This window comes from Lacticaseibacillus chiayiensis (genome assembly GCF_004123795.1).
GTDB classification, from domain to species: Bacteria; Bacillota; Bacilli; order Lactobacillales; family Lactobacillaceae; genus Lacticaseibacillus; species Lacticaseibacillus chiayiensis.
In genome coordinates this window covers 78,234-97,710 of record NZ_MSSM01000006.1, presented here as the reverse complement: position 1 = coordinate 97,710, position 19,477 = coordinate 78,234, and the positions used below count along the sequence as shown (strand labels likewise).

General features: G+C 47.4%; 21 protein-coding genes and 1 pseudogene. 14 read left to right on the top strand and 8 right to left on the bottom strand.

What is annotated here, in order from left to right; translation table 11 throughout:
* The first annotated feature begins 214 nt into the window (after positions 1–214).
* The 4 genes from BVJ53_RS03900 (at position 215) to BVJ53_RS03885 (ending at position 4,992) form a co-directional block, all read left to right on the top strand.
* The gene (locus BVJ53_RS03900) at positions 215–1,249 is read left to right on the top strand and encodes a diacylglycerol kinase (RefSeq protein ID WP_129301242.1); all 1,035 of its coding nucleotides are present in this window, start codon (positions 215–217) and stop codon (positions 1,247–1,249) included.
* Positions 1,242–2,612 carry a 23S rRNA (uracil(1939)-C(5))-methyltransferase RlmD gene (gene rlmD / locus BVJ53_RS03895; RefSeq protein WP_331250552.1) on the top strand — a complete coding sequence of 457 codons (1,371 nt, stop codon included), beginning with the start codon at positions 1,242–1,244 and terminating at the stop codon, positions 2,610–2,612. Before BVJ53_RS03900 ends, rlmD begins: the two co-directional genes overlap by 8 nt.
* A 235-nt stretch (positions 2,613–2,847) precedes the next feature.
* Complete coding sequence (locus BVJ53_RS03890) at positions 2,848–4,071, top strand: MDR family MFS transporter (protein WP_238150131.1); 1,224 nt, start codon at positions 2,848–2,850, stop codon at positions 4,069–4,071.
* A 105-nt stretch (positions 4,072–4,176) separates the two neighbouring features.
* Entirely contained in the window at positions 4,177–4,992 is an 816-nt protein-coding gene (locus BVJ53_RS03885; protein WP_129301240.1) for a Cof-type HAD-IIB family hydrolase, read from the top strand.
* Between the two features lie 71 nt (positions 4,993–5,063).
* On the opposite strand, the gene BVJ53_RS03880 is transcribed toward BVJ53_RS03885, so the two are convergent.
* Complete coding sequence (locus BVJ53_RS03880) at positions 5,064–5,939, bottom strand: PPK2 family polyphosphate kinase (protein WP_129301239.1); 876 nt, start codon at positions 5,937–5,939, stop codon at positions 5,064–5,066.
* 126 nt (positions 5,940–6,065) lie between these two features.
* Here BVJ53_RS03880 and BVJ53_RS03875 point away from each other — a divergent pair.
* Positions 6,066–6,317 (top strand): annotated as a pseudogene (locus tag BVJ53_RS03875) (M13-type metalloendopeptidase); the annotation flags it as partial.
* 82 nt (positions 6,318–6,399) lie between these two features.
* On the opposite strand, the gene BVJ53_RS03870 reads toward BVJ53_RS03875, so the two are convergent.
* The 4 genes from BVJ53_RS03870 to BVJ53_RS03855 form a co-directional block, all read right to left on the bottom strand.
* Positions 6,400–6,855: a GNAT family N-acetyltransferase gene (locus BVJ53_RS03870; protein ID WP_129301238.1), complete on the bottom strand. Its 456-nt coding sequence runs from the start codon at positions 6,853–6,855 to the stop codon at positions 6,400–6,402.
* 115 nt (positions 6,856–6,970) lie between these two features.
* Positions 6,971–7,843 carry a DegV family protein gene (locus BVJ53_RS03865; protein ID WP_129301237.1) on the bottom strand — a complete coding sequence of 291 codons (873 nt, stop codon included), beginning with the start codon at positions 7,841–7,843 and terminating at the stop codon, positions 6,971–6,973.
* Positions 7,844–8,042: 199 nt separating this feature from the next.
* On the bottom strand, positions 8,043–8,966 hold the full coding sequence (locus BVJ53_RS03860) for an SPFH domain-containing protein (RefSeq protein ID WP_129301236.1): 924 nt from the start codon (positions 8,964–8,966) through the stop codon (positions 8,043–8,045).
* Positions 8,967–9,003: 37 nt separating this feature from the next.
* On the bottom strand, positions 9,004–9,198 hold the full coding sequence (locus BVJ53_RS03855; RefSeq protein ID WP_129301235.1) for a hypothetical protein: 195 nt from the start codon (positions 9,196–9,198) through the stop codon (positions 9,004–9,006).
* A 347-nt stretch (positions 9,199–9,545) separates the two neighbouring features.
* On the opposite strand from BVJ53_RS03855, the gene BVJ53_RS03850 reads away from it, so the two are divergent.
* Both BVJ53_RS03850 and BVJ53_RS03845 read left to right on the top strand, forming a co-directional pair.
* Positions 9,546–10,271 (top strand): GH25 family lysozyme, encoded by a 726-nt coding sequence (locus BVJ53_RS03850; RefSeq protein ID WP_129301234.1) that lies wholly within the window; start codon positions 9,546–9,548, stop codon positions 10,269–10,271.
* 130 nt (positions 10,272–10,401) lie between these two features.
* On the top strand, positions 10,402–10,758 hold the full coding sequence (locus BVJ53_RS03845) for a YxeA family protein (protein WP_129301233.1): 357 nt from the start codon (positions 10,402–10,404) through the stop codon (positions 10,756–10,758).
* Between the two features lie 257 nt (positions 10,759–11,015).
* Here BVJ53_RS03845 and BVJ53_RS03840 read toward each other — a convergent pair whose 3' ends face one another.
* Complete coding sequence (locus BVJ53_RS03840; protein ID WP_129301232.1) at positions 11,016–11,372, bottom strand: DUF4828 domain-containing protein; 357 nt, start codon at positions 11,370–11,372, stop codon at positions 11,016–11,018.
* Between the two features lie 209 nt (positions 11,373–11,581).
* Between BVJ53_RS03840 and BVJ53_RS03835 the strand changes: the two genes are divergently transcribed.
* The 4 genes from BVJ53_RS03835 (at position 11,582) to BVJ53_RS03820 (ending at position 15,230) form a co-directional block, all read left to right on the top strand.
* Positions 11,582–12,535: a Gfo/Idh/MocA family protein gene (locus tag BVJ53_RS03835; protein WP_129301231.1), complete on the top strand. Its 954-nt coding sequence runs from the start codon at positions 11,582–11,584 to the stop codon at positions 12,533–12,535.
* A 14-nt stretch (positions 12,536–12,549) separates the two neighbouring features.
* On the top strand, positions 12,550–13,854 hold the full coding sequence (locus tag BVJ53_RS03830) for a DEAD/DEAH box helicase (RefSeq protein ID WP_129301230.1): 1,305 nt from the start codon (positions 12,550–12,552) through the stop codon (positions 13,852–13,854).
* A 37-nt stretch (positions 13,855–13,891) separates the two neighbouring features.
* Entirely contained in the window at positions 13,892–14,221 is a 330-nt protein-coding gene (locus tag BVJ53_RS03825) for a PTS lactose/cellobiose transporter subunit IIA (protein WP_049173021.1), read from the top strand.
* Positions 14,222–14,528: 307 nt separating this feature from the next.
* Positions 14,529–15,230, top strand: a complete 702-nt coding sequence (locus BVJ53_RS03820) for a histidine phosphatase family protein (RefSeq protein ID WP_129301229.1) — start codon at positions 14,529–14,531, stop codon at positions 15,228–15,230.
* Here the strand turns inward: BVJ53_RS03820 and BVJ53_RS03815 are convergent.
* Both BVJ53_RS03815 and BVJ53_RS03810 read right to left on the bottom strand, forming a co-directional pair.
* The gene (locus tag BVJ53_RS03815) at positions 15,227–15,904 is read right to left on the bottom strand and encodes a YoaK family protein (RefSeq protein ID WP_129301228.1); all 678 of its coding nucleotides are present in this window, start codon (positions 15,902–15,904) and stop codon (positions 15,227–15,229) included. The genes BVJ53_RS03820 and BVJ53_RS03815 overlap by 4 nt on opposite strands.
* A 404-nt stretch (positions 15,905–16,308) precedes the next feature.
* The gene (locus BVJ53_RS03810) at positions 16,309–16,572 is read right to left on the bottom strand and encodes a hypothetical protein (RefSeq protein ID WP_010490883.1); all 264 of its coding nucleotides are present in this window, start codon (positions 16,570–16,572) and stop codon (positions 16,309–16,311) included.
* A gap of 207 nt (positions 16,573–16,779) precedes the next feature.
* Between BVJ53_RS03810 and BVJ53_RS03805 the strand changes: the two genes are divergently transcribed.
* The 3 genes from BVJ53_RS03805 (at position 16,780) to BVJ53_RS03790 (ending at position 19,450) form a co-directional block, all read left to right on the top strand.
* A complete protein-coding gene (locus BVJ53_RS03805) occupies positions 16,780–17,124 on the top strand; it encodes a hypothetical protein (protein ID WP_129301227.1) in 345 nt (114 codons plus the stop codon).
* 162 nt (positions 17,125–17,286) lie between these two features.
* Entirely contained in the window at positions 17,287–18,099 is an 813-nt protein-coding gene (locus BVJ53_RS03800) for a Cof-type HAD-IIB family hydrolase (protein WP_129301226.1), read from the top strand.
* Positions 18,100–18,445: 346 nt separating this feature from the next.
* Positions 18,446–19,450, top strand: a complete 1,005-nt coding sequence (locus tag BVJ53_RS03790) for an aldo/keto reductase (RefSeq protein WP_129301225.1) — start codon at positions 18,446–18,448, stop codon at positions 19,448–19,450.
* Positions 19,451–19,477 lie beyond the last annotated feature (27 nt).

The following is a 19,477-nucleotide window of genomic DNA, read 5'->3' as shown; positions in this document are numbered from 1 at the left end:
GGCGTTTCAGCACAGCTGTGATCCAGTTGTAGGTTGGACACACACAATTGGTAAAGGTTGACGGCGACCCGGGATGACATCAAGGGTCGCCGTCTTTTAGGTTTAGACTAACCTAAATCATAGATTGATTCTGATGCTGGTCAATGCCAGCCGAATAAAGAAAGTCCATAAGTTTGCGGTAGGACGCTAACTTGTGGGTAGAGGTGTAAGAGTCATGCAAAAACGGGCGCGTTTGATTTACAACCCCACATCCGGCAACGAAGGGCTAAAGCGTTTCGTTCCTGACATTTTGAATATTATGGAGCAGGCAGGCTATGAAAGCTCAACGTTTCAGACAACGCCAAAGCCTTTTTCTGCTCGCGATGAAGCAAAACGTGCAACGGAGGCTGGTTTTGAACTGATTGTTGCTGCTGGTGGCGATGGAACCATTAATGAGGTTGTCAATGGGATTGCCCCAGCCAAGAAACGCCCGAAAATGGCAATCATTCCCGCTGGTACGACGAATGATTATGCGCGGGCATTGCGAATTTCCCGAGATAATCCCGTTGAAGCAGCGCGGGTCATTTTAAAAGGGCAGACGTTGGGCATGGACATTGGTCAGGCAAACCAACATTACTTTATGAACATCGCGGCAGGTGGCTTATTAAGTGAACTCACTTATTCTGTTCCTTCTGAAGTCAAATCGATTTTTGGTTATTTCGCCTATGTCATCAAAGGTGCGGAAATGTTGCCTGCTGTTCGGACGATGCCGATGAAACTGGAATATGACGGTGGTGTTTATGAAGGACCGGCTAGCATGTTCTTTCTTGGTTTGACAAATTCGGTTGGCGGCTTTGAACAGATTGTGCCTGATGCTGCCTTAGGTGACGGCAAGTTCTCGCTGATTATCGTCAAAACGGCGAATATGGCAAATTTACTGAAATTGATGGCTCTTGTGTTCAACGGCGGGCGACATGTTGACGACCCGAACATTGTTTACACCAAAACTAAGAAGCTGAAAGTCAAGACCGGTGGCAATGAAACGCTAAAGATCAATTTAGATGGTGAATATGGCGGCGATGCGCCGATGACGTTTGTTAATTTGAAGCAACATATTGCGATGTATGCTAATCTAGATGAAATCCCGACCAAGAATCTTGGAACGGATGCGCAGAAGCAAAAGGATTACATGGCAGAAGTCGAATCGATCTCTCATCGTGATATTGATGGTGATGGTCAAATCGGCTCACAAGATGAAAAGGATGACTAATTTGGCCCAACCAGCTGTTATCAAGAACCAGGATCTGGAAGTTACCATTCAAGATCTCACTTATGAAGGCATGGGCGTCGCAAAAGTTGCTGGCTTCCCGTTGTTTATCGAGGATGCCTTGCCTGGCGAAAAGATGCAGGTGCATGTGCTCAAGGTTCAAAAACAATACGGCTTTGCTAAGGTGGTCAAACGTCTGACCGATTCGCCTGATCGAGTTGCGGGGGCAGACGGTGCTTACATTCGCACGGGGATTGCTCCGTTATCGATTTTGGCTTATCCGGCGCAGTTGAAGTTCAAACAGCACCAAATCGAAGAACTTTATAAAAAAGCCCACTTAGCGATTGACGTCCTGCCCACTATTGGCATGAAACATCCGCTCGGTTATCGAAACAAAGCGCAGGTACCGGTTCGCATGGTTAACGGTGAATTGCAAACCGGTTTTTATAAAAAACACAGTCATGATCTTGTGCCAATTGAGGATTTTCTGATTCAGGATTCTAAAATTGACCACGCCATTGTGGTTGTTCGGGATCTTTTACGAAAATACAAGGTGCCGGCATATGATGAGCGGACCAACCGCGGCGTTGTTCGAAACATCATGGTTCGCCGCGGCCGTGCCACGCACCAGATGATGATCGTCTTGGTATCACGCACGTGGCAGGTGCCGCACCTTAAAGATATTGTTGAAGAAATGACGCTGGCATTGCCGGAAGTGACAAGCGTTGTGGTGAATTTAAACGATAAACGGACTAATGTTATCCTTGGTCACAAGTCAAAAACGATTTATGGACAGGATTATCTTTTGGATAAACTGCTAGGCAGCGAGTTCCAGATTTCGCCGGTTAGCTTTTATCAAGTGAATCCGGTTCAAACCGAAGTGCTTTATACGCAAGCCATTGAAGCTGCAGGATTAACCGGCAAAGAAACGGTTATCGATGCTTATTCCGGTATTGGCACCATTTCGCTAACCATGGCGCGTCATGCCAAACACGTTTACGGCGTCGAAGTGGTTGAATCAGCGGTGCGCGATGCTCAGGCAAACGCCGCTCGCAACCACATTAAGAATGTGAACTTTGAAGTCGGCAAAGCAGAAGATGTGATTCAGAAATGGAAAGACGCTGACTTACCGGTAGATGTCCTGATGGTTGATCCGCCGCGTAAGGGTTTGGACAGGAGCTTCATTGATGCGGTGGGTTACATGAAACCACCAAAGATCGTTTATGTTTCTTGCAATCCGGCAACATTGGCGCGGGATTTGCAATTGTTGGCAGGATTCGGTTACACCCCCAAGCAGACCCAGCCAGTGGACATGTTCCCTCAGACGCAGCATATTGAAAGTATCACGGCTATGACGCTTAATTGATTTAGCGTGTAAGCTTGTTAGCAAGTATTTAAGGTACAAGTATTCTAAAAAGCCGATCTTAGCGACGAAATTCTTTAAACTAAGATCGGCTTTTTTGATGGTGTGGGCGATTTATCGAGATTTCTTCGTCACCTCCTCTTATTCGACTTTTGGGCAAACCATGATAGCCGCCTAAATATTTGCTCATTCGAGTTGCTATTTTCGGCTCGTTTCTATTATCATCAGTAGCAGTGACATGAAATGGGGGAGCATTGTGCAACATAAGACCTTGGCCATGAAGTGGTTGTTTTTGGGATCACTGATTACCAATACAGGTATTAGCCTGATTTGGCCATTAACAACGATTTACATGCATGAATATTTGGGTGAGTCGCTGACCGTGGCTGGCGTCGTTTTATTTTTGAATTCGATGTTTATGGTTGTGGGCAATAGTCTCGGCGGCTGGCTGTTCGATCACTGGCAGCCTTATGGCACTATTTTGGCTGGAATCGGCTTGAATCTTGGCGCGACCGCTTTGTTAATATTCTTTCATGGGTGGCCGGCATATCCGTTGCTGTTAGTCATCTCTGGTTTTGGCAGCGGGGTGACGGCAACAGCCATTAATTCTTATGCGACACGCATTCAAGATAAGCGCCCAAGTGTTGTGTTTAATGTACTCTATTTTACGTCAAACCTTGGCCTTGTTATCGGCACATTGATTGTCGGCTTTGTTTTACCTTATGGCATTGCCACTGTGTTTGCGTCGGCAGCAGGCTTATTTGCCATCTTTTTGTTGGTCGCACTCTGGCACTATCGCATTGAAAAGGTGCCAATCACGGCGTCCGCCAAGCAAGTGACCCAGGAAGCACGGAATCCTGCGCGACCACGTCTGGTGATGTTGATGGTGACGTTGTTTGTGACATGGTTGATGTACGAACAGTGGCAAAGTAACATTTCTGCCTTTATGTTAAGTGAAGGATTAACCATTAAAGATTACAGTTTCCTATGGACGATCAACGCGTTATTGATTGTGGTGTTCCAGCCGGTTTTGACAGCATTTGATCGGTGGTTGTTGAAACATATTCGACTACGCTTGATCGTTGGCTTTATCTTGTTTGCCGGATCTTTTTTGATTTTGTTGAATGGTTCTGGGGCCTACCCGACGTTTATTGGTGCGATGGTCGTTTTGACGGTAGGAGAAGTTCTGGCGTTGCCGGCTGTTTCGACTTATGTGACGTTGTTTACGCCACTTGTGCAACAAGGTCGTTATCAGGGACTGATTCAGGGATTTGCTTCCGCGGGCCGGGCTCTGGGACCGTTGTTGGGTGCGATGATTATTGAAGGAACCAACAGTTACCGTTTGCTTTTTGTCGGTGCGACGGGTTTAATTCTCTTGGCAACGTTAGGTTTTGCCTTTGCAGTTCGGGAGAGCATTCCTGCGCTGAATGATCCGCTACATCCAGCGGCGCATAGCAGATAGTACTTGACAAGGTCAGTTGCCTCTTGAAATGATGAGGGTATGATGCTTCCAGTTACCTTTTTGAAAATATCTGGTTCATCCTTATCTGGAAGGGAGATTTTTTTCTTGCGCTATCGTTTGATTTTGAGTGATATTGATGGCACGCTGCTGAATTCGCAACATCAGCTGACGGCGGGTGTTAAACAGGCAATTCAGGCTTATGTTGCTGCAGGCGGAGTTTTCGTCTTGGCGTCGGCACGCCCTCCTTTAGCGATGACCGCATTGGCCCGCCAAATGGGACTGGCCATGCCGCTGGTCAGTCTGAACGGTGCTTTGATTGGCCAGTCAGAAGGTGAACAGCTTCGGATATTAGCGGCAACCTCCTGGCCGGAAGGAGTTGGACCCCACGTCTATCACGCCTTATCGACGCTTCCTCTGAGCTTGAACATATTCAGTGGCACGCACTGGTATGTCGTTGCTTTTGATAAATGGACCGATCAGGAAGCTGTGATCACTGATATGAAGCCGACAACCGCACCGATCTGGGACATGCTAATCAATAATTTGTCGGTGCAGAAAATGTTATGCATGGGCGATCCGGCTATGGTGGATAAAGCCGAGAAAATCATTTTGGCGCATCCGGAATGGCAGCTGGTTGCCAGCCGATCAAAGTCGACCTATCTGGAAATTGTGCGGCAGGGGGTTTCAAAAAAATCGGCTTTACAAACCCTCAGCTCGTTGTACAACGTCCCGATATCGGAAACGATGGCGCTTGGCGACGGGGAAAATGATCTGCCTATGTTACAGGCAGCAGGGCTAGGCGTGACCTTAGCTAATGCCTTGCCACAAGTATCAGCAGTCATTAAAACAGTTGTACCTGATAATGATCACGATGGCGCGGCCGTTGCGATTCAGCGGTATGCCATGGGCGAGGCGCAATAAAAAGTCCCTTAACTTCAGAGGTAATGAAGTTAAGGGACTTTTTATCTGAAACTGTTTCAAACAAAATAAATTTAATCTTTCAAGTCAGCCACGGCCTGAACCAAACCTTGCTTTTGCGCTGCCGAGATAACCGGATACTTGAGCGGTAGGGCGGTTACTTCGCGATTGATAATCTGCGAAACGGCTAGGCGCGAGTACCATTTGTCATCAGAAGGAATAATGTACCACGGATTTTTCTTGGTGGCGGTGTGCTGAATGGCTTCTTGGTAAGCCTTTTGATAATCGTCCCAATAGCGCCGTTCCCGAATATCAGCTAGCGAGAACTTCCAGTTTTTCTCCGGAATTTCGATGCGCTTGAGGAAGCGGTCTTTTTGCTCGGCTTTGGAGATATGCAGGAAAAACTTTAAAAGTAAGATGCCATTACGGCGTGCGTACGATTCAAGTGCCTTAATGTCATTAAAGCGCTCTGTCCACAAGTTATCGTGCACATCGGAAACCGAATCAATGCCAGGAAGATTTTCCTTCAACAACAATTCCGGATGCACGCGATCAACGAGCACTTCTTCGTAATGTGAGCGATTGAAGACTGTTAATTCGCCGCCAGCGGGAAAAGCATTATGAATCCGCCACAAAAAGTCATGGCTCAGTTCTAACTCAGTAGGTACCTTAAACGACACAACCGTTGTTCCTTGGGGATTGATTCCAGACATCACATGCTCAATCATGCTGTCTTTCCCGGCTGCATCCATCCCCTGAAAAATAATCAAAACGCTATATTGCTTCTGTGCAGCCAAATGTTCTTGCACCTTCGATAGTTTCTTGATGTTATGCTCGATATCTTCCTTGATTTTGTCCTTTTTGTCCTTGAATTCATCTGGTGGTGCCGTTGTGAATGCTTTAATGTCAAACGTGCCTGTGCCGTCAAAGCAACATTTTTCTAATGTCATTTGATCACCCTCACTATCCTACTTATTTTCAACATAGTGGTTTCAGACGCGATGTGCAAGTGATTGACGCCTTTTGTTTTTAAAAATATGCTGAACTTACGATCAAGAAACGAGGGGATTTCAATGGCTTTGCTCGGCGACCACCCTGATGTCAAGGATCTGCAGGCATTTTTCATGACCTATGCCCGTTCATGGGCCGCCAAAATGTGGCCGGAGCGAGTTAAAACCGTATTACGTCAGGATGTCCATGCGCCAGCTACGTTACGCGTGAATGTGCCAGTCCAGAATTTTCCGGCTTGGTGCCAAGCTTTCCAGGTACAACCGCAAGATGGGATGTATCGGCAGCCGAAGAAGCGGCTTACCATTTGGCATCGGTAGTGTGTAAGTAAAAGTGTTTTAAATGAAAGAAATTAGTTTAAAAATCTGGCTCTCATCACTGATGACAAGAGCCAGATTTTTTCTATACGTTAGGAATCGCATGATGGTAGTGTAGCCACCCGGTTTCCCGTTCGCCAATCTGGTCGTACAAATGCTGGGCGCCAAGGTTACTGGTGCGGGTCTGCCAGTTGGCACTCGCAAAGCCTTCATCGGTTGCCAGACTGAACGCCGCGGTCATGAGTTGACGAGCCAGTCCATGGCGGCGGAACTTAGGGGCGACATAGACATCATTGATGATAAGCAGCGGCTTTAGTGTCCGGGTATCGAAACTGCGATATAAAATGGCAAAACCGGCCAACTGCTCATTGCGTTCTGCGACTAACAAATAACCGAGCCCAGCATCGGTACGTAAGCGCTCAAGGTGTGCTGCCATTACCGGCGGATCAATAGTCAGCGGCACCGGACTATCGTGATAATAGCCTTGGATAAGCGGCAATAGATGCGGAATATCTTGTGGCAGTGCGCGTCGTGTCGCCATAACTGGGTAGCCTCCTTATTGAAAAATAGAGCATTTTCAGATTTGTGATCAATGAAAGTGCTTGAGAGCTATTGTGGGGCTTTTTGAATGTAAACATACGTGGCTTTTACGTGAATTACTGTCGATCTTCCGTTGCCATTGAGAAAACCGCGACGCAGCCGAAGCCGGTGTGGCTGGCAATTGTCGGACCGATATTACCGATTTGCAATGGGGTTTGCGGTGAGGCTTCGTGTAATCGATCTTTGATAAAGTTTGCTGCTTCCCGATCACCGGAAGTGGAAATGATGACGCGGTGTTGAGGATTTTCCTGAATGGCTTTTAAGGTTTCGTTAGCTAAATCAACGAGTGAGCGCTTGCGGGCGCGGACTTTGCGAACAACCCGTAATTTGCCAGCGGTATCAACATCCATTACTGGTTTGATGTTCAACATGGTGCCCAGTGCCGCCGACGTTCGGGAAACCCGGCCGCCATGGTACAGAAAATCGAGTTTATCCACGGTGAACCACATCCGATATTGCAGACGCCGATCAGTCAACCACTTCGCTAATTCATCAATTGCCATGCCGGCATCGCGTTTATCAATGGCGTCAAGGACAAACTGGCCTTCACCAGCACATGCGGCCAAGGTGTCAACCAAATAAATCTGCGCGTCCGGATACTTCTCTAGCAACATGGTTCGTGCTTGGGTGGCTGAGTTGAAAGTTCCGCTCAGACCACTGGAAAAGCCAATGTAGAGAATGGGTGTCTTCGTTTTGACGTAAGGCGTGAAGAAGTCAACAAACTGGCCGACGTTAACCTGCGTGGTGGTCGGCATAACATTCTGTTTGAGCTGCTGATAAAAGGCGTTGATATCATAATGATTTTCACCAAGATCGTCTTCGTATTCCACGCCATCAATCGCAAAGTGCATCGAAACGAAATCGACATGATGATCATGCAGCGTCTGATAAGGCAGATCACAACAAGAATCGGTTAAGAGTTGATACATGGACTCACCTCAAAATGCCCGATGAATAACGGGCTTATTTAAATCAAGACTGCGCTATTTGGCCTCGTTACGAAAGTGAAAGGGCTGCTAGCAACATAAAATAGCCAAGTTGTTTAAAGATTCAGGTGCGCTGTTGGAAGCTAACGATACCCAGAACTAGAAAGTCGAAGGGCAACTCGTGCGATTCGACTTAAAAGGCTTAATTTTCTTTCGTATCTGGCTTTTGATTAAACAACGTGCCGAGCGCAGGCAAAGTGCCTAATGAATCAATAGCCGTGCTTGGTAAAACAACCGTGTTGGCAGTGCCTTTAGCCAATGCTTCGATAGCTTCAACGTTCTTATACTTCAAATATAAGTCGCCATTGTCGATCAGACCGGCATTGATTGAATTGATCTGATCCTTGACCGCAGCCGCGATTAATCGTTGACTTTCCGCGTGGCCCTGAGCCTGGAGAATCTGGGTTTGCTTATTGGCCTCGGCTTCCAGGATAGCCGCCTGTTTTTCACCTTCAGCCTTGGCAATGGCAGCTTGTTTGTGCCCTTCCGCTTCCATGATGTTGGCTTCCTTTTCCCGTGAAGCCCGTAGCAGTTTGTTCATGGAATCCTGAATCGTGGCATCTACCTGAATGGAATCAATGTTGACCCGATCGACATTCAAGCCATAACCGGCAGTTGTTTCGGCAATTTGCTGGAACAAGGTTTGGTTAATGGTTTCGGTGCCGTTCAAAACATCGTTCAGATCCATATTACCAATAATGCCCCGCAAGTTAGCCCGAGTATCCTGGACCATTGAAAGAACGGAATCCTTGTTTTGGTATACATAGGCGTTGACATCAGTAATGTGATATTTAAGTGTTTCGGAAATTCGCACAACAACGTTATCTTTTGTGATGACCTCTTGCTCGTCAACTTTTAACGGAATCTGCTTCATGTTGACAATTTCGGTGATGCGATAGATAAACGGCGGTACCACATGAAAACCGGGTTGCAGGGTTGCCACATACTTACCAAGTCGCTCGACAATGCCAACTTCACCAGTATGGATAATGGCAACGCTGGTGAAAAGCACAGCGATAACGATGACTAAAACAATCACTGCGATTGAAATAAGAACAACATTCATATACAAGACCCCCCATGAGTCGAAATCAAGCGATGGCTTAATACTTTAATCGATGTTCCGGTTTAACGACGCCGAGGAACAAAGGTGAAACTGTACTCACTACGACTATATCGCCAGCCACGGCATCATCATTGACGCGATAGTGATAATGAATGCCATACAGCGTTATTTCGCCTTGCCCTGTCGAGGTTGGCAAAATAAAAGTGGTTCCTAAAAGCCGATCATCAAGCATTGGCGTCGCCCCTTCCCAAACGTCTCCTGATTGATAATGGTAGTTGCCCCTAACCATTATCATCACAAACTAATTCTAAAGCACGGTTGATGGAAAGACAATCGAGACGGCTCGGCATCGAGAGGCTTCTTGGCCTGAATCGTTGCGGGATTGACGAAGCCCAAATCGGGGTTTTGACATTCGCCGTAAAATAATGGATTACCTTAGCAAAAATGCCCGTTTGTGCGCTGATGGCCAAGACTTCTCTAACCCTATTATCCGAAAAGCGTTTGATTTTGTTACAATAGAACCAATCAAAGTGACCGTTTGCCTTTAAAAAGAGCATGCGGCGATAAGGGAGGATGTTTTTGCGAAGTCGGCGTGTCATTTATGCAGACACTTATCGCCATCGATGGCATCGGTGGTTATTCATCGCAGGTTGTATACTGGTGAGTTTGCTGCTGTTAGGATGGTGGCTGCAACGCAATCCGCGACCGGATCCGGCAACGTATCCCATTTTGGGCGTGCGGTTAGACCAGACAGACGGTGTTCAGGATTTTTATCGTTTACGTTCCAGCAAAGTCAGCTTTGTTTACCTCAAAGCAACGGAAGGCAGCAGTTATTTCGACGACAATTTCAACACCAATTTTGATCAGGCGGCTGGCAGTCGGTTAAGCATTGGTGTCTATCATGTTTTTAGTTTTGAAACCACGCCACAAGCACAGGCGCTTCAATTCGAGCGAAAAGTCGGATCAAATATTGGTGATCTTCCTATCGGTATTTTTTTGAGTTATTACAGTGAGCGAAAGCCGAGTGCTGCATGGCTGACTCAGCATTTGAATGCGTTTATAATGGCCATTCAGCAACGATATCATCGGTCCGTACTATTGATGGGAAGTCCTGATATTTTGGCAAAGGTTAAAACAGTTGTACCTCAAGCGCCACGGTGGATCGTAAGTAACAAGCGACCAGCACAAAGCGGCAATTTCTGGCAGTATACCAATGGTGCACGGATTCCCAACGGTCCGCAAGCCGCATATCGGGCCGCCGTTTTTTTGGGAAAGCGAAGCAGCTTTTTGAGGCTGGCGCATTAGGCGCTCAAGTTGCACAATGATCCCGTACATTCGCCAAATGCGCCGATCTAACAAAACTGTTCGTTAAATGTTCGCTGAAACTATCCTCGATTGTGGCATATTGGGCCATACTAATGACGAGGTGAACAGGATGAAAAAAGTACTGATCGGCCTGGTCGTGCTGGTTGTACTCGTTTTTGGCGGTTTAAAGATTTTTGAAATTACCAATTATGGTGCTACCACGTACTACACAAAAATTACCAACACTGGTCAGCGGGTCACCAATCGTGATGATGAAGGTAACAAGCACACGATTTATGCTTACGATCTTCCCGGCTTTGATAAGCGAGGCGCCTTGCAGCAGTTGAAGTTTAATGCGAATCGAGATCGTCCGTTAAGAAAAAATACATTTCTGAAAGTCACTTATAATGATAAAAAAGGCGTCATCAGTTGGGAAAGCATTTCACGTTCACAGCTTCCCAAAGCAGCTTTGGCCAAGCTTGAGTAGGCTATCAAAAAGACAGTCAAGGGTGGGCATAATTCACAGCTATAAGAAGAATGCGAACAACGCACCGTTTGCGGTGCGTTGTTCGCATTTTGTTTTCCCATGGATAATTTGCAAGAAGTCTTAAGATACTAGTGCCAAGGCGGAGCAATCGTAGGCCGGATGGCACAACCTGTTTTAACAGAGTTGTGAACTGGCGCGGTTAAGCGTGTTTAGCAGTGCGTCAGTTTACTGCTGTAAGAGCAGCTATCTAATGCTGGTCACGCCCTTGGAATAATAATGGCATATGTGGCGTCTTCAGCTTCATCATAGATGGTCTGCGGGCCATTATCGTCTGCTGTAATCACTAGTTTATACCCGTAATGATCAAGAAATGTCAGCTCGTTAATGGTAATCCCGACAACTTGTCCTGGCAGGATTTTATTGTCGATTGCGATCTGCAATTGCGGCGAGATCGCCAGCGAGTGGGTCTTGTTGGTCTGTTCATCAAGAAAAGCAAAGTTCCCCGTAAAATTCTTTGCTAATGCCATTGCCGGATTCGGTGCTTTACCCTTGTCCTTGTGATGATGACCGCGGTGCGCGAGTGCATATTTCAACCCGCGTAAAAAACTCGCCATGTTTTTCGACCTCCCATTTTTGTCTATGCTTAGTCTACCATGAGATTTTTATTTAGTGGTTACAGTGGTGCTGTTTTTCTGTTACTTGGCTGTTACAATAATCATGAGAGGTTCTAATGGTCTTTAATTTAGGCCATGGTTGAATTGAAAAAGAACGTGCACAGTCGCGTATAAATGCGACTGTGATCATGTTTGAAGGAGGAAGTCACATGTTGAAACTCGGCGTGATCGGAACGGGATGGATCACCAAGCAATTCGTGGCTGCAGCAAAGGCAACCAATGCCTTTGAGCTAACGGCAGTTTATTCGCGACACGAAGAGAGTGCTCAGTCATTCATCAATCAGACAGCACCTGCAACTGCATATACGAAGATGGACGATTTTCTCGGCAGCGATGTGGACGTGGTGTATATTGCTAGTCCTAATAGTCTGCACGCCTCGCAAGCACTGGCGGCACTTGATGCCAATAAACACGTGATTGTGGAAAAGCCATTGGTCGCAACAGCCATGGAATTCGAGAAGTTGGATGAAGCGTTGCACAAAAAACCGTCACTATATCTTTTTGAAGCTGCGCGCCATGTGTATGAGCATAACTTCCAGGTTGTTAACGACTTCACCCACCGTCAGCAAATCGATGGTGCGACTCTCACGTATATGAAATATTCGTCTAAGTATGATGCCTTTTTGGCTGGCAAATTACCGAATGTTTTCAATCCTGAGTTCGCAGGTGGGGCCTTAATGGATCTGGGCATTTATCTGGTTTACGATGCCGTTGCATGGTTTGGGGTGCCTGATAATGCCGTATACCTGCCACATTTCCTGAAAAGCGGCGTTGATGGCGATGGCGTAGCGCGGTTGGATTATGGCGACTTTTCTGTTACATTAATCACCGGCAAAACGACCAATAGTTCGCTACCATCAGAAATTTATTCTGGCAGACAGACACTGACGATGGACAATGCAGCGGAACTTGAGACGATCAAACTCGACGATCAGGTTTTAAGCACCGAAAAGCTGGCTAACCCTATGGAAGCAGAAGCTGCTTACTTTGCTAAGGCAATTACCGGCCAGGATCGGAATGCCTTTGATAAAGCATGGCAACTTGCCAAGGAAGTACACCAAGTTATGTCGATTCTGCGGACTTCCGCTAATCTAGACTTTTAGTGAGGATAATCATTTTGACAATTGCAACCCCGTTTCAAAAACGGTGGCAGGCTGATGGCTTCATTGAACAAACGCCGATTCAAGCTGCAGTTTATCAGCCGTTAAAAACCGATGAAGATGTCATTGGCTTGGCCCCAACCGGATCGGGCAAAACGCTGGCATTTGGCTTACCGTTATTAGAAAAAATTGTACCGGGTGATGGCCTTCAGCTGCTCATTTTGGCACCTTCGCAGGAGTTGGCTATCCAGACGCGTGACGTGTTAACGCCGTATGCGCAAGATATCCGTGTCACCGTTCAAGGCATCATCGGTTCGGCGAATGTGAAGCGCCAGTTGACGCGACTCAAAGAAAAGCCGGAAGTGATTGTGGCAACAGCTGGGCGTCTATTGGAACTGATTCAATCACGCAAGCTAAAGCTGGCCGGTTTGCAAACACTGGTTGTTGACGAAGCTGATGAAATGTTGCGGGATCCCGGCTTTGCACAGGTTCGGGAAATCGCTACGGCAGCTCCGGCCGAAACGCAACTGGCATTTTTCTCCGCCACGCCAAGTCCTTATTTCAAGGAAATGTCTAAGTGGTTTGGAAAAACGCCTAAATTGATTGATGTCCGTGCCATCGATAAAACGCAAGGAACGGTTCAGCATTTATTCTTGCAAACCGATCGCGCGCATCAAATCGATTGGTTGCGTACGCTGGCCCACACCGATGGTTTCAAGGCATTGGTTTTTTTCAATCAAAATGCATCGTTAGAACGGGCAGCCGGTATTTTGCGCCATCAGGCCGTACGGTTTGCCGTGCTATCCCGGGAAGGGCGTCAAACCAGCCGGCAGAAAGCATTAACCGATTTTCGGAACGGTCGTGTGACTTTGTTGTTAGTGACAGATATGGCTGGCCGCGGGTTGGATATTCCTAAGCTGCCGGCAGTGGTGAACTTTGATCCGCCAAAGCGAGCCGAAGTGTATATTCATCGCGCCGGGCGTACCGGACGCATGGGTGAGTCAGGGATGGTCGTGACCTTGGGGGATGATCATGATCGCCGTGACCTGGCCAAATTGGTACCACAATATGGTATTCACCGGGCGTATATGGTCGATGGAAAGCTAGTCGACACGCCACCTACACCCTCGGCAAGTATGTCAAAAGACAACGCCACCACTGATTCAGCAGCCCAAGAACCTAAGCAAAGATCAGCACGAAAAATGCTTAAGAAAGAACAGCCAGCTGGAGTAACTGTTCCGGGCGAGAAGCCGCATCGCAAGCATAAAAAAAATCGTTTACGGGATCGGCGTAATAAAGGTAAGCATAAAAAAGGATCATGAGACGAAATCAGCGGTATGATAAGGACGGAGGGCAGTCATGGAAAGTATGAAGGCAGAACAAATGGCTGCTATGATGACGCTGATGAGTGCAGCCGGAGATGCGCAGAAAGCGACGATGGCAGCAATTGATGCAGCCAAAGCCGATCAAATCGAACGTAGCCGCAAGCTTTTGAAACACGCGGATGCGAAGCTCAAGCAGGCTCATCAAGCCCAGACCCAAATGCTGACCTACGAGGCACGAGGTCAAAAAGTTGACGTCACTTTATTAATGGTGCACAGTCAGGATCATCTTATGAGTGCCATGACTATTCGTCGACTTGCCGATGAGATTATTGATCTTTACCAGCAAGTCCATGCCCAAAAGTAAAGCGTGCGGCTGTGGCAAGCATCAGCATCATCGTCTTCACCATAACGCGTTCCCCGGCGCAGGGTCTGCATGTAAGAACTTTGGTCGCAATGGCCTAAGACCGGGCCATCCCGCCCAAGGTCACTTACACTCCGACCCCTAACCGCGCCGGCTCACGCTCAACCATAACACGTTCGCCAGCCCAGAAACCTGCGTGTAAGGACCTTGGTCGCAATGGCCAAGACCGGGCCATCCCGCCCAAGGTCACTTACACTCCGGTTTCTAACCGGGCTGGCTCACGCTCACAGAAAATTAGGGGATTGTAATCATGACAATGCTTTATCTTGTCCGTCACGGGCAAACCGAATTTAATGTTCAAAAACGAGTTCAGGGGATGGCTGATTCTGCCTTAACCCCTAAAGGCATTGCAGATGCCAAAGCATTGGGATTGGGGTTTAAGACAGCAGGCATTCGATTTAATGCGGCATTTGCCAGTGATTTGACCCGCGCAATCGACACGGCCCATTTTATTTTAAGCGGTCTTGGCGAACCGATACCGGTGACGACGCTGATGGGCTTGCGTGAAGAAAACTACGGCAAGTTTGAAGGACAGCTGGCCAATGATTTTTCATTGGCGACCATGGGTGTTGCCAATTTTCACAAAGCCTTGGCCAACCGCGAAATCACCTTGGCGCAAACGGCTGATGCGGCATTTGCGGCTAATATGGATCAACATCCGAATACTGCCGAGACGAATCGCATGGTTCAGGAACGGCTCGATCGTACTTTACGCGCGATCGCCGTGGAAGCAGATGCAAAGGGTTGGCAGCGGGTTGTGGTGGTGACCCACGGGACCGCTGCGTTGATGTGGTTGAATTACGTCCACTACAACATTGATGGACGGGAAATGCTCGACAATGCCAGTGTTACTGAATTATCGTGGAATAATGAACGTTTTCGGGTCACCGATTTTAATGACTTAAGGTTCCTGCATCAGGGCCAGAAAGTGGCTGGGCGAACCGGCGCTTAATGCAGTTTAATCTGATCTTGCCAGAAAATACCGTCAATGGCGATTAGGCACAGTGCCGCGCCGGCCAAAGCATAGGTACCGATATAGTGGGTCAGGATGCTGGTAATGCCAGCGCCAACCGCAAAACTCAGGATAATGGTACCGATCACAGCTGCGGATTCGCGGCTTTTTTGCTGCCCACGAATGAAACCGTCATAGAGATTCTGAGCTGCTGTCCGGAGGTTGCCAGTCATCATTAATGAAGTAAACGGGCCACCTCGTAGCCGGCGAAACTCCTGAAGTTGGGCGGCAGCAATGAGCGAGACCATGGCGCTGGCGACTAGGTCAGGTAACCAACGGCCTAGCAGACTTACAAGCATAATTAGCCCAATTTCGTACTGAACGATCCAGCGTTGTTCGCTCAAAGGATGTTGGCGCTTATCGGCTTGCAGCTGAATGGCTCGTGCCACCATCGTGCCGAACATGAAGGCGATAATTGGCACAATATAGCGAATGGCCGTATACCATTGTGCTTGACTAAGATGCACGCCTAACAGGATGACATTCCCGGTTTGTAAGCCCGCAAAAACTTCGCCATGCAGCAAATAGGTAAACGCATCAAAGCTGCCAGCAGCGCCGGTAAGCAACGTACCGATTAATAGGCTTTCGTGGATAGGTTGATCCTTGGTTTGCATATGGATTGGCCCTCTTTTAACTAAATGGGTGATAACTTATTGTAACGCCCTCACAAGTCCAGAAACCTCCACATAAGGAGAATAAGGTAAGGGTTCAGCCATTCATGCCCGAGGACAGTTCTGCACTGATTTCTAACTGGACTGGGTCACGCGCACTTATTGTACCCACTTCTGGTTGTTTGACAACGAAAATGTCTCGTTGACCCAGCTATCGGCGATAATGGAGGTTTTTCCTAGCGCAGCAGATCAAATTAAAGTCACTAAAACCCCCTACTAGCCGAGTTTCCTGGCTGCCGGGGGTAGTTTGTTTTATTGGAATGCGACTAAGTAAATAATAACAGCCGGCATGACCACAGTGTCAGTGAGCCATGCTTGGCTGATTGTTACTGATTGTTATTAGGTGATTATTTTTTATGGTCCTCGGCTGATTCTGGTGGGAATGCCAGGACAGTGCCGCCGCCAAGGTTTTTGGTCATGGCGTGGAAATTTGTCACAATTTTAAAATTCAGCTCTGAAGCATTCTGTCGGTCTTGCTCTGCATAGTCAGTAATGGTCAGTAACGCAGAGTTTTCGTAAACTTTTTCGATTTTCCCGGTGAAAGGCGCTTCCATGTCTTCCTTAACCTGACAAACAACAGCGTCTCCGAGATGTAATTTTTCTTTTTCCATAATGCCTCCAGCCTTTCAAAAATTTCCAATATAAGTGGCATATTATAACATCCGTTCTCTAATAGCAAGGTACTAGAGGCGGAAAGTTTCAAAATTCTAAAAATAATTCTTTGTTTTTTGAAAACGGCGCCGTTGCCGGTAGAAGGCTTTTCAAAAACGGTCAAAAAGTGTTTATAATGGAATAAAATAGAAAGGACGAAATTAGTCATGGCAGCAAGCAACACAACAATTGATCAATTGAATGAAGCGGCACAACAGACCGCACTGGAAACTTTTGCAAAATTTTACCTTAACCGGTTCTTTGGAGCGGGGTTAGACGTTTTCTCCCAACTTGATAAGCAAGGTGATCTGGCGGACATTAACCATTATCTTCTTGACAACCGTACCTTAACGCGCGAGGAATTGACGAACGGCTTGTTAACGCATCGTTCAGGTAATCTACTGGATCTTCTGAAGCAGGTTAAGGTTAATTACAATGCACAAGGCGCTCCGGAAACACCATGGCAAGAATGGTATGCTGCGCAGATTGATAAACTGCCGCAGGGACTTTAAGCAACGGTTGCGATAAGCGATGGCGTTAAACGGTTATCGGAAGCGTATTGAAATGATTGATAGATGAGTGTTAAGGGGAGTCGGTCATAGAAACTTGTACTGTTTTTATGGCCGATTTCATGTAGTTTTTACGCACGCTCAGCCAAAAGAGAGGAAGTACCCATGGCCAAATACTTAATCGTAAGTGATATTGACGGGACGTTAACGGCCAATCATCATGACGTCACAGCAAATACGTCTCAGGCATTGTCAGATGCGGTGGCGGCCGGCGCAGCTTTTTATGTTGCGACCGGGCGTATGCATGCGCTGGCAGAAGTTGTTGCCAAACAGTTTCAACCCGATGCCAACATCATTGCTTCTAATGGCGCCGTGTATGATTTTTCCGGTGAACGGGTGCATCATACACTTGGTAAAGAAGCATTGACGGCAGTTGAAGAAGTCAGTGCCGATTTGAATCTTAACGCCTTATACTTTAGCGATGATACCGTTTATTTCACCGGAACACTGCCACCCGCCATTGAAGCAGCTGCGCGCAAGTTCGCGCCTAAATCGGTTGAAATTAAGGTAGTTGGTGTGCCGTCTATAAAAGAATTGTTAACTCATGCCGCGGTGATTACGAATGGTATTATTTTTGGCCCCAATGATACGAAAGCTTTGGATGCCGGAAAAATGGCTTTGGAAGCGCGTGATGTTTTGCATGTCTCAGCTTCGGAGCATACCAACCTGGAGTTGATTCCCAAGCATGTCGATAAGGCTAATGCCGTTCGCGAACTACAGGAAAAGACCGGCATTGCACCCGAGCACACCATTGCTTTTGGCGATGGGCTTAATGATTTAGGGATGCTGCAGTCGGCCGGAATTAGCGTGGCGATGGGAAATGCTGTTCCCGAAGTCAAACGTGTTGCCCACTATGTCACAGACACGAATGTTGATGACGGCGTGGCCCATTTCTTGACTGAATTTTTAAAAAAATAAATATTTATGGAGAAAACAGGGTTTCCAGTTGCTTGTTTGTCGAACGTTTGCCACCATAGAGATGGTAAAGGTTTTGTGAGCGTGAGCCGGCGCGTTTAGAGGTCGGAGTGTAAGCGGCCTTGGGCGTGATGGCCTGGGCTTAGGGCCATTGCGACCAAGGTCCTTACATGCAGACCTCTGCGCCGGCGAACGCGTTATGATGGAGCGTGAGCCGGCGCGTTTAGAGGTCGGAGTGTAAGCGGCCTTGGGCGTGATGGCCTGGGCTTAGGGCCATTGCGACCAAGGTCCTTACACGCAGACCTCTGTGCCGGCAAACGCGTTAATGACAACTAGGAGGGGTCTGTTTATGTATCATGCAGCGACTGATCGTTATGCTAAAATGCCGGTTCGTCATGCCGGTAAGACAGGATTGATGTTACCGGCGATTTCATTGGGATTGTGGCAACATTATGGCAATCTGGATCCTTTTGATTCGCGGCGTTCGGTGATTCTGGATGCGTTTGACCACGGTGTCTTTCATTTTGATGTTGCCAATCATTATGGTGATGGCGATGTTGATCCGGGATATGGTTCGAGCGAAACGCTGTTGGGACAGATCCTGGCCACTGATTTGAAAGATTACCGCGATGAATTGGTGATTAGCACGAAGGTTGGCTATGAAATCCACCCTGGACCATATGGCATCGGCACTTCACGTAAAGCGGTGATTCAGGGACTGAATGACTCACTTAAACGGTTGCGTCTGGATTATGTCGACATTTATTATGCGCATCGTTTCGATGATACGGTGGCGTTGGAAGAGACCGTCAATGCACTGGATCAAACCGTGCGGGATGGCAAGGCTTTGTATATCGGCATTTCCAATTATGATACGGAGCAGACCAAAGAGGCCATTGCGATGTTTAAAGACCTGCATACCCCGTTTGTTTTGAACCAGTTCAGTTACAACATGTTCAATCGCGAGGCGGAAACTTCTGGCCTGACGGATGCACTTAAGGCGAATGATGTCGGATTGATTGCGTATGGTCCATTGTCTGAAGGCTTATTGTCTGATCGCTACCTAAAGGGCATTCCTGACAGTTTCCAGATCCACCGCACCAATAAAGGCACTTTTGCAAAAGGTAAAGATGTCGTGGTTAAGAAGCTCAATGATCTGAACGAGATTGCTCAAGGTCGCGGCCAGACATTGTCACAAATGGCGTTGGCATGGCTCCTGCGTGATCCGGTTGTTACCAGCGTGATTATCGGTACGACATCGGTTGAGCATCTGGAAGATAATCTCAAGGCGACTGAGCATTTGGCGTTTACGGCTGAAGAAATTCGGCAAATTGATAATATTTTGAACGCATAGGGCGCGAGCGTTTTGCGTTGGATATAA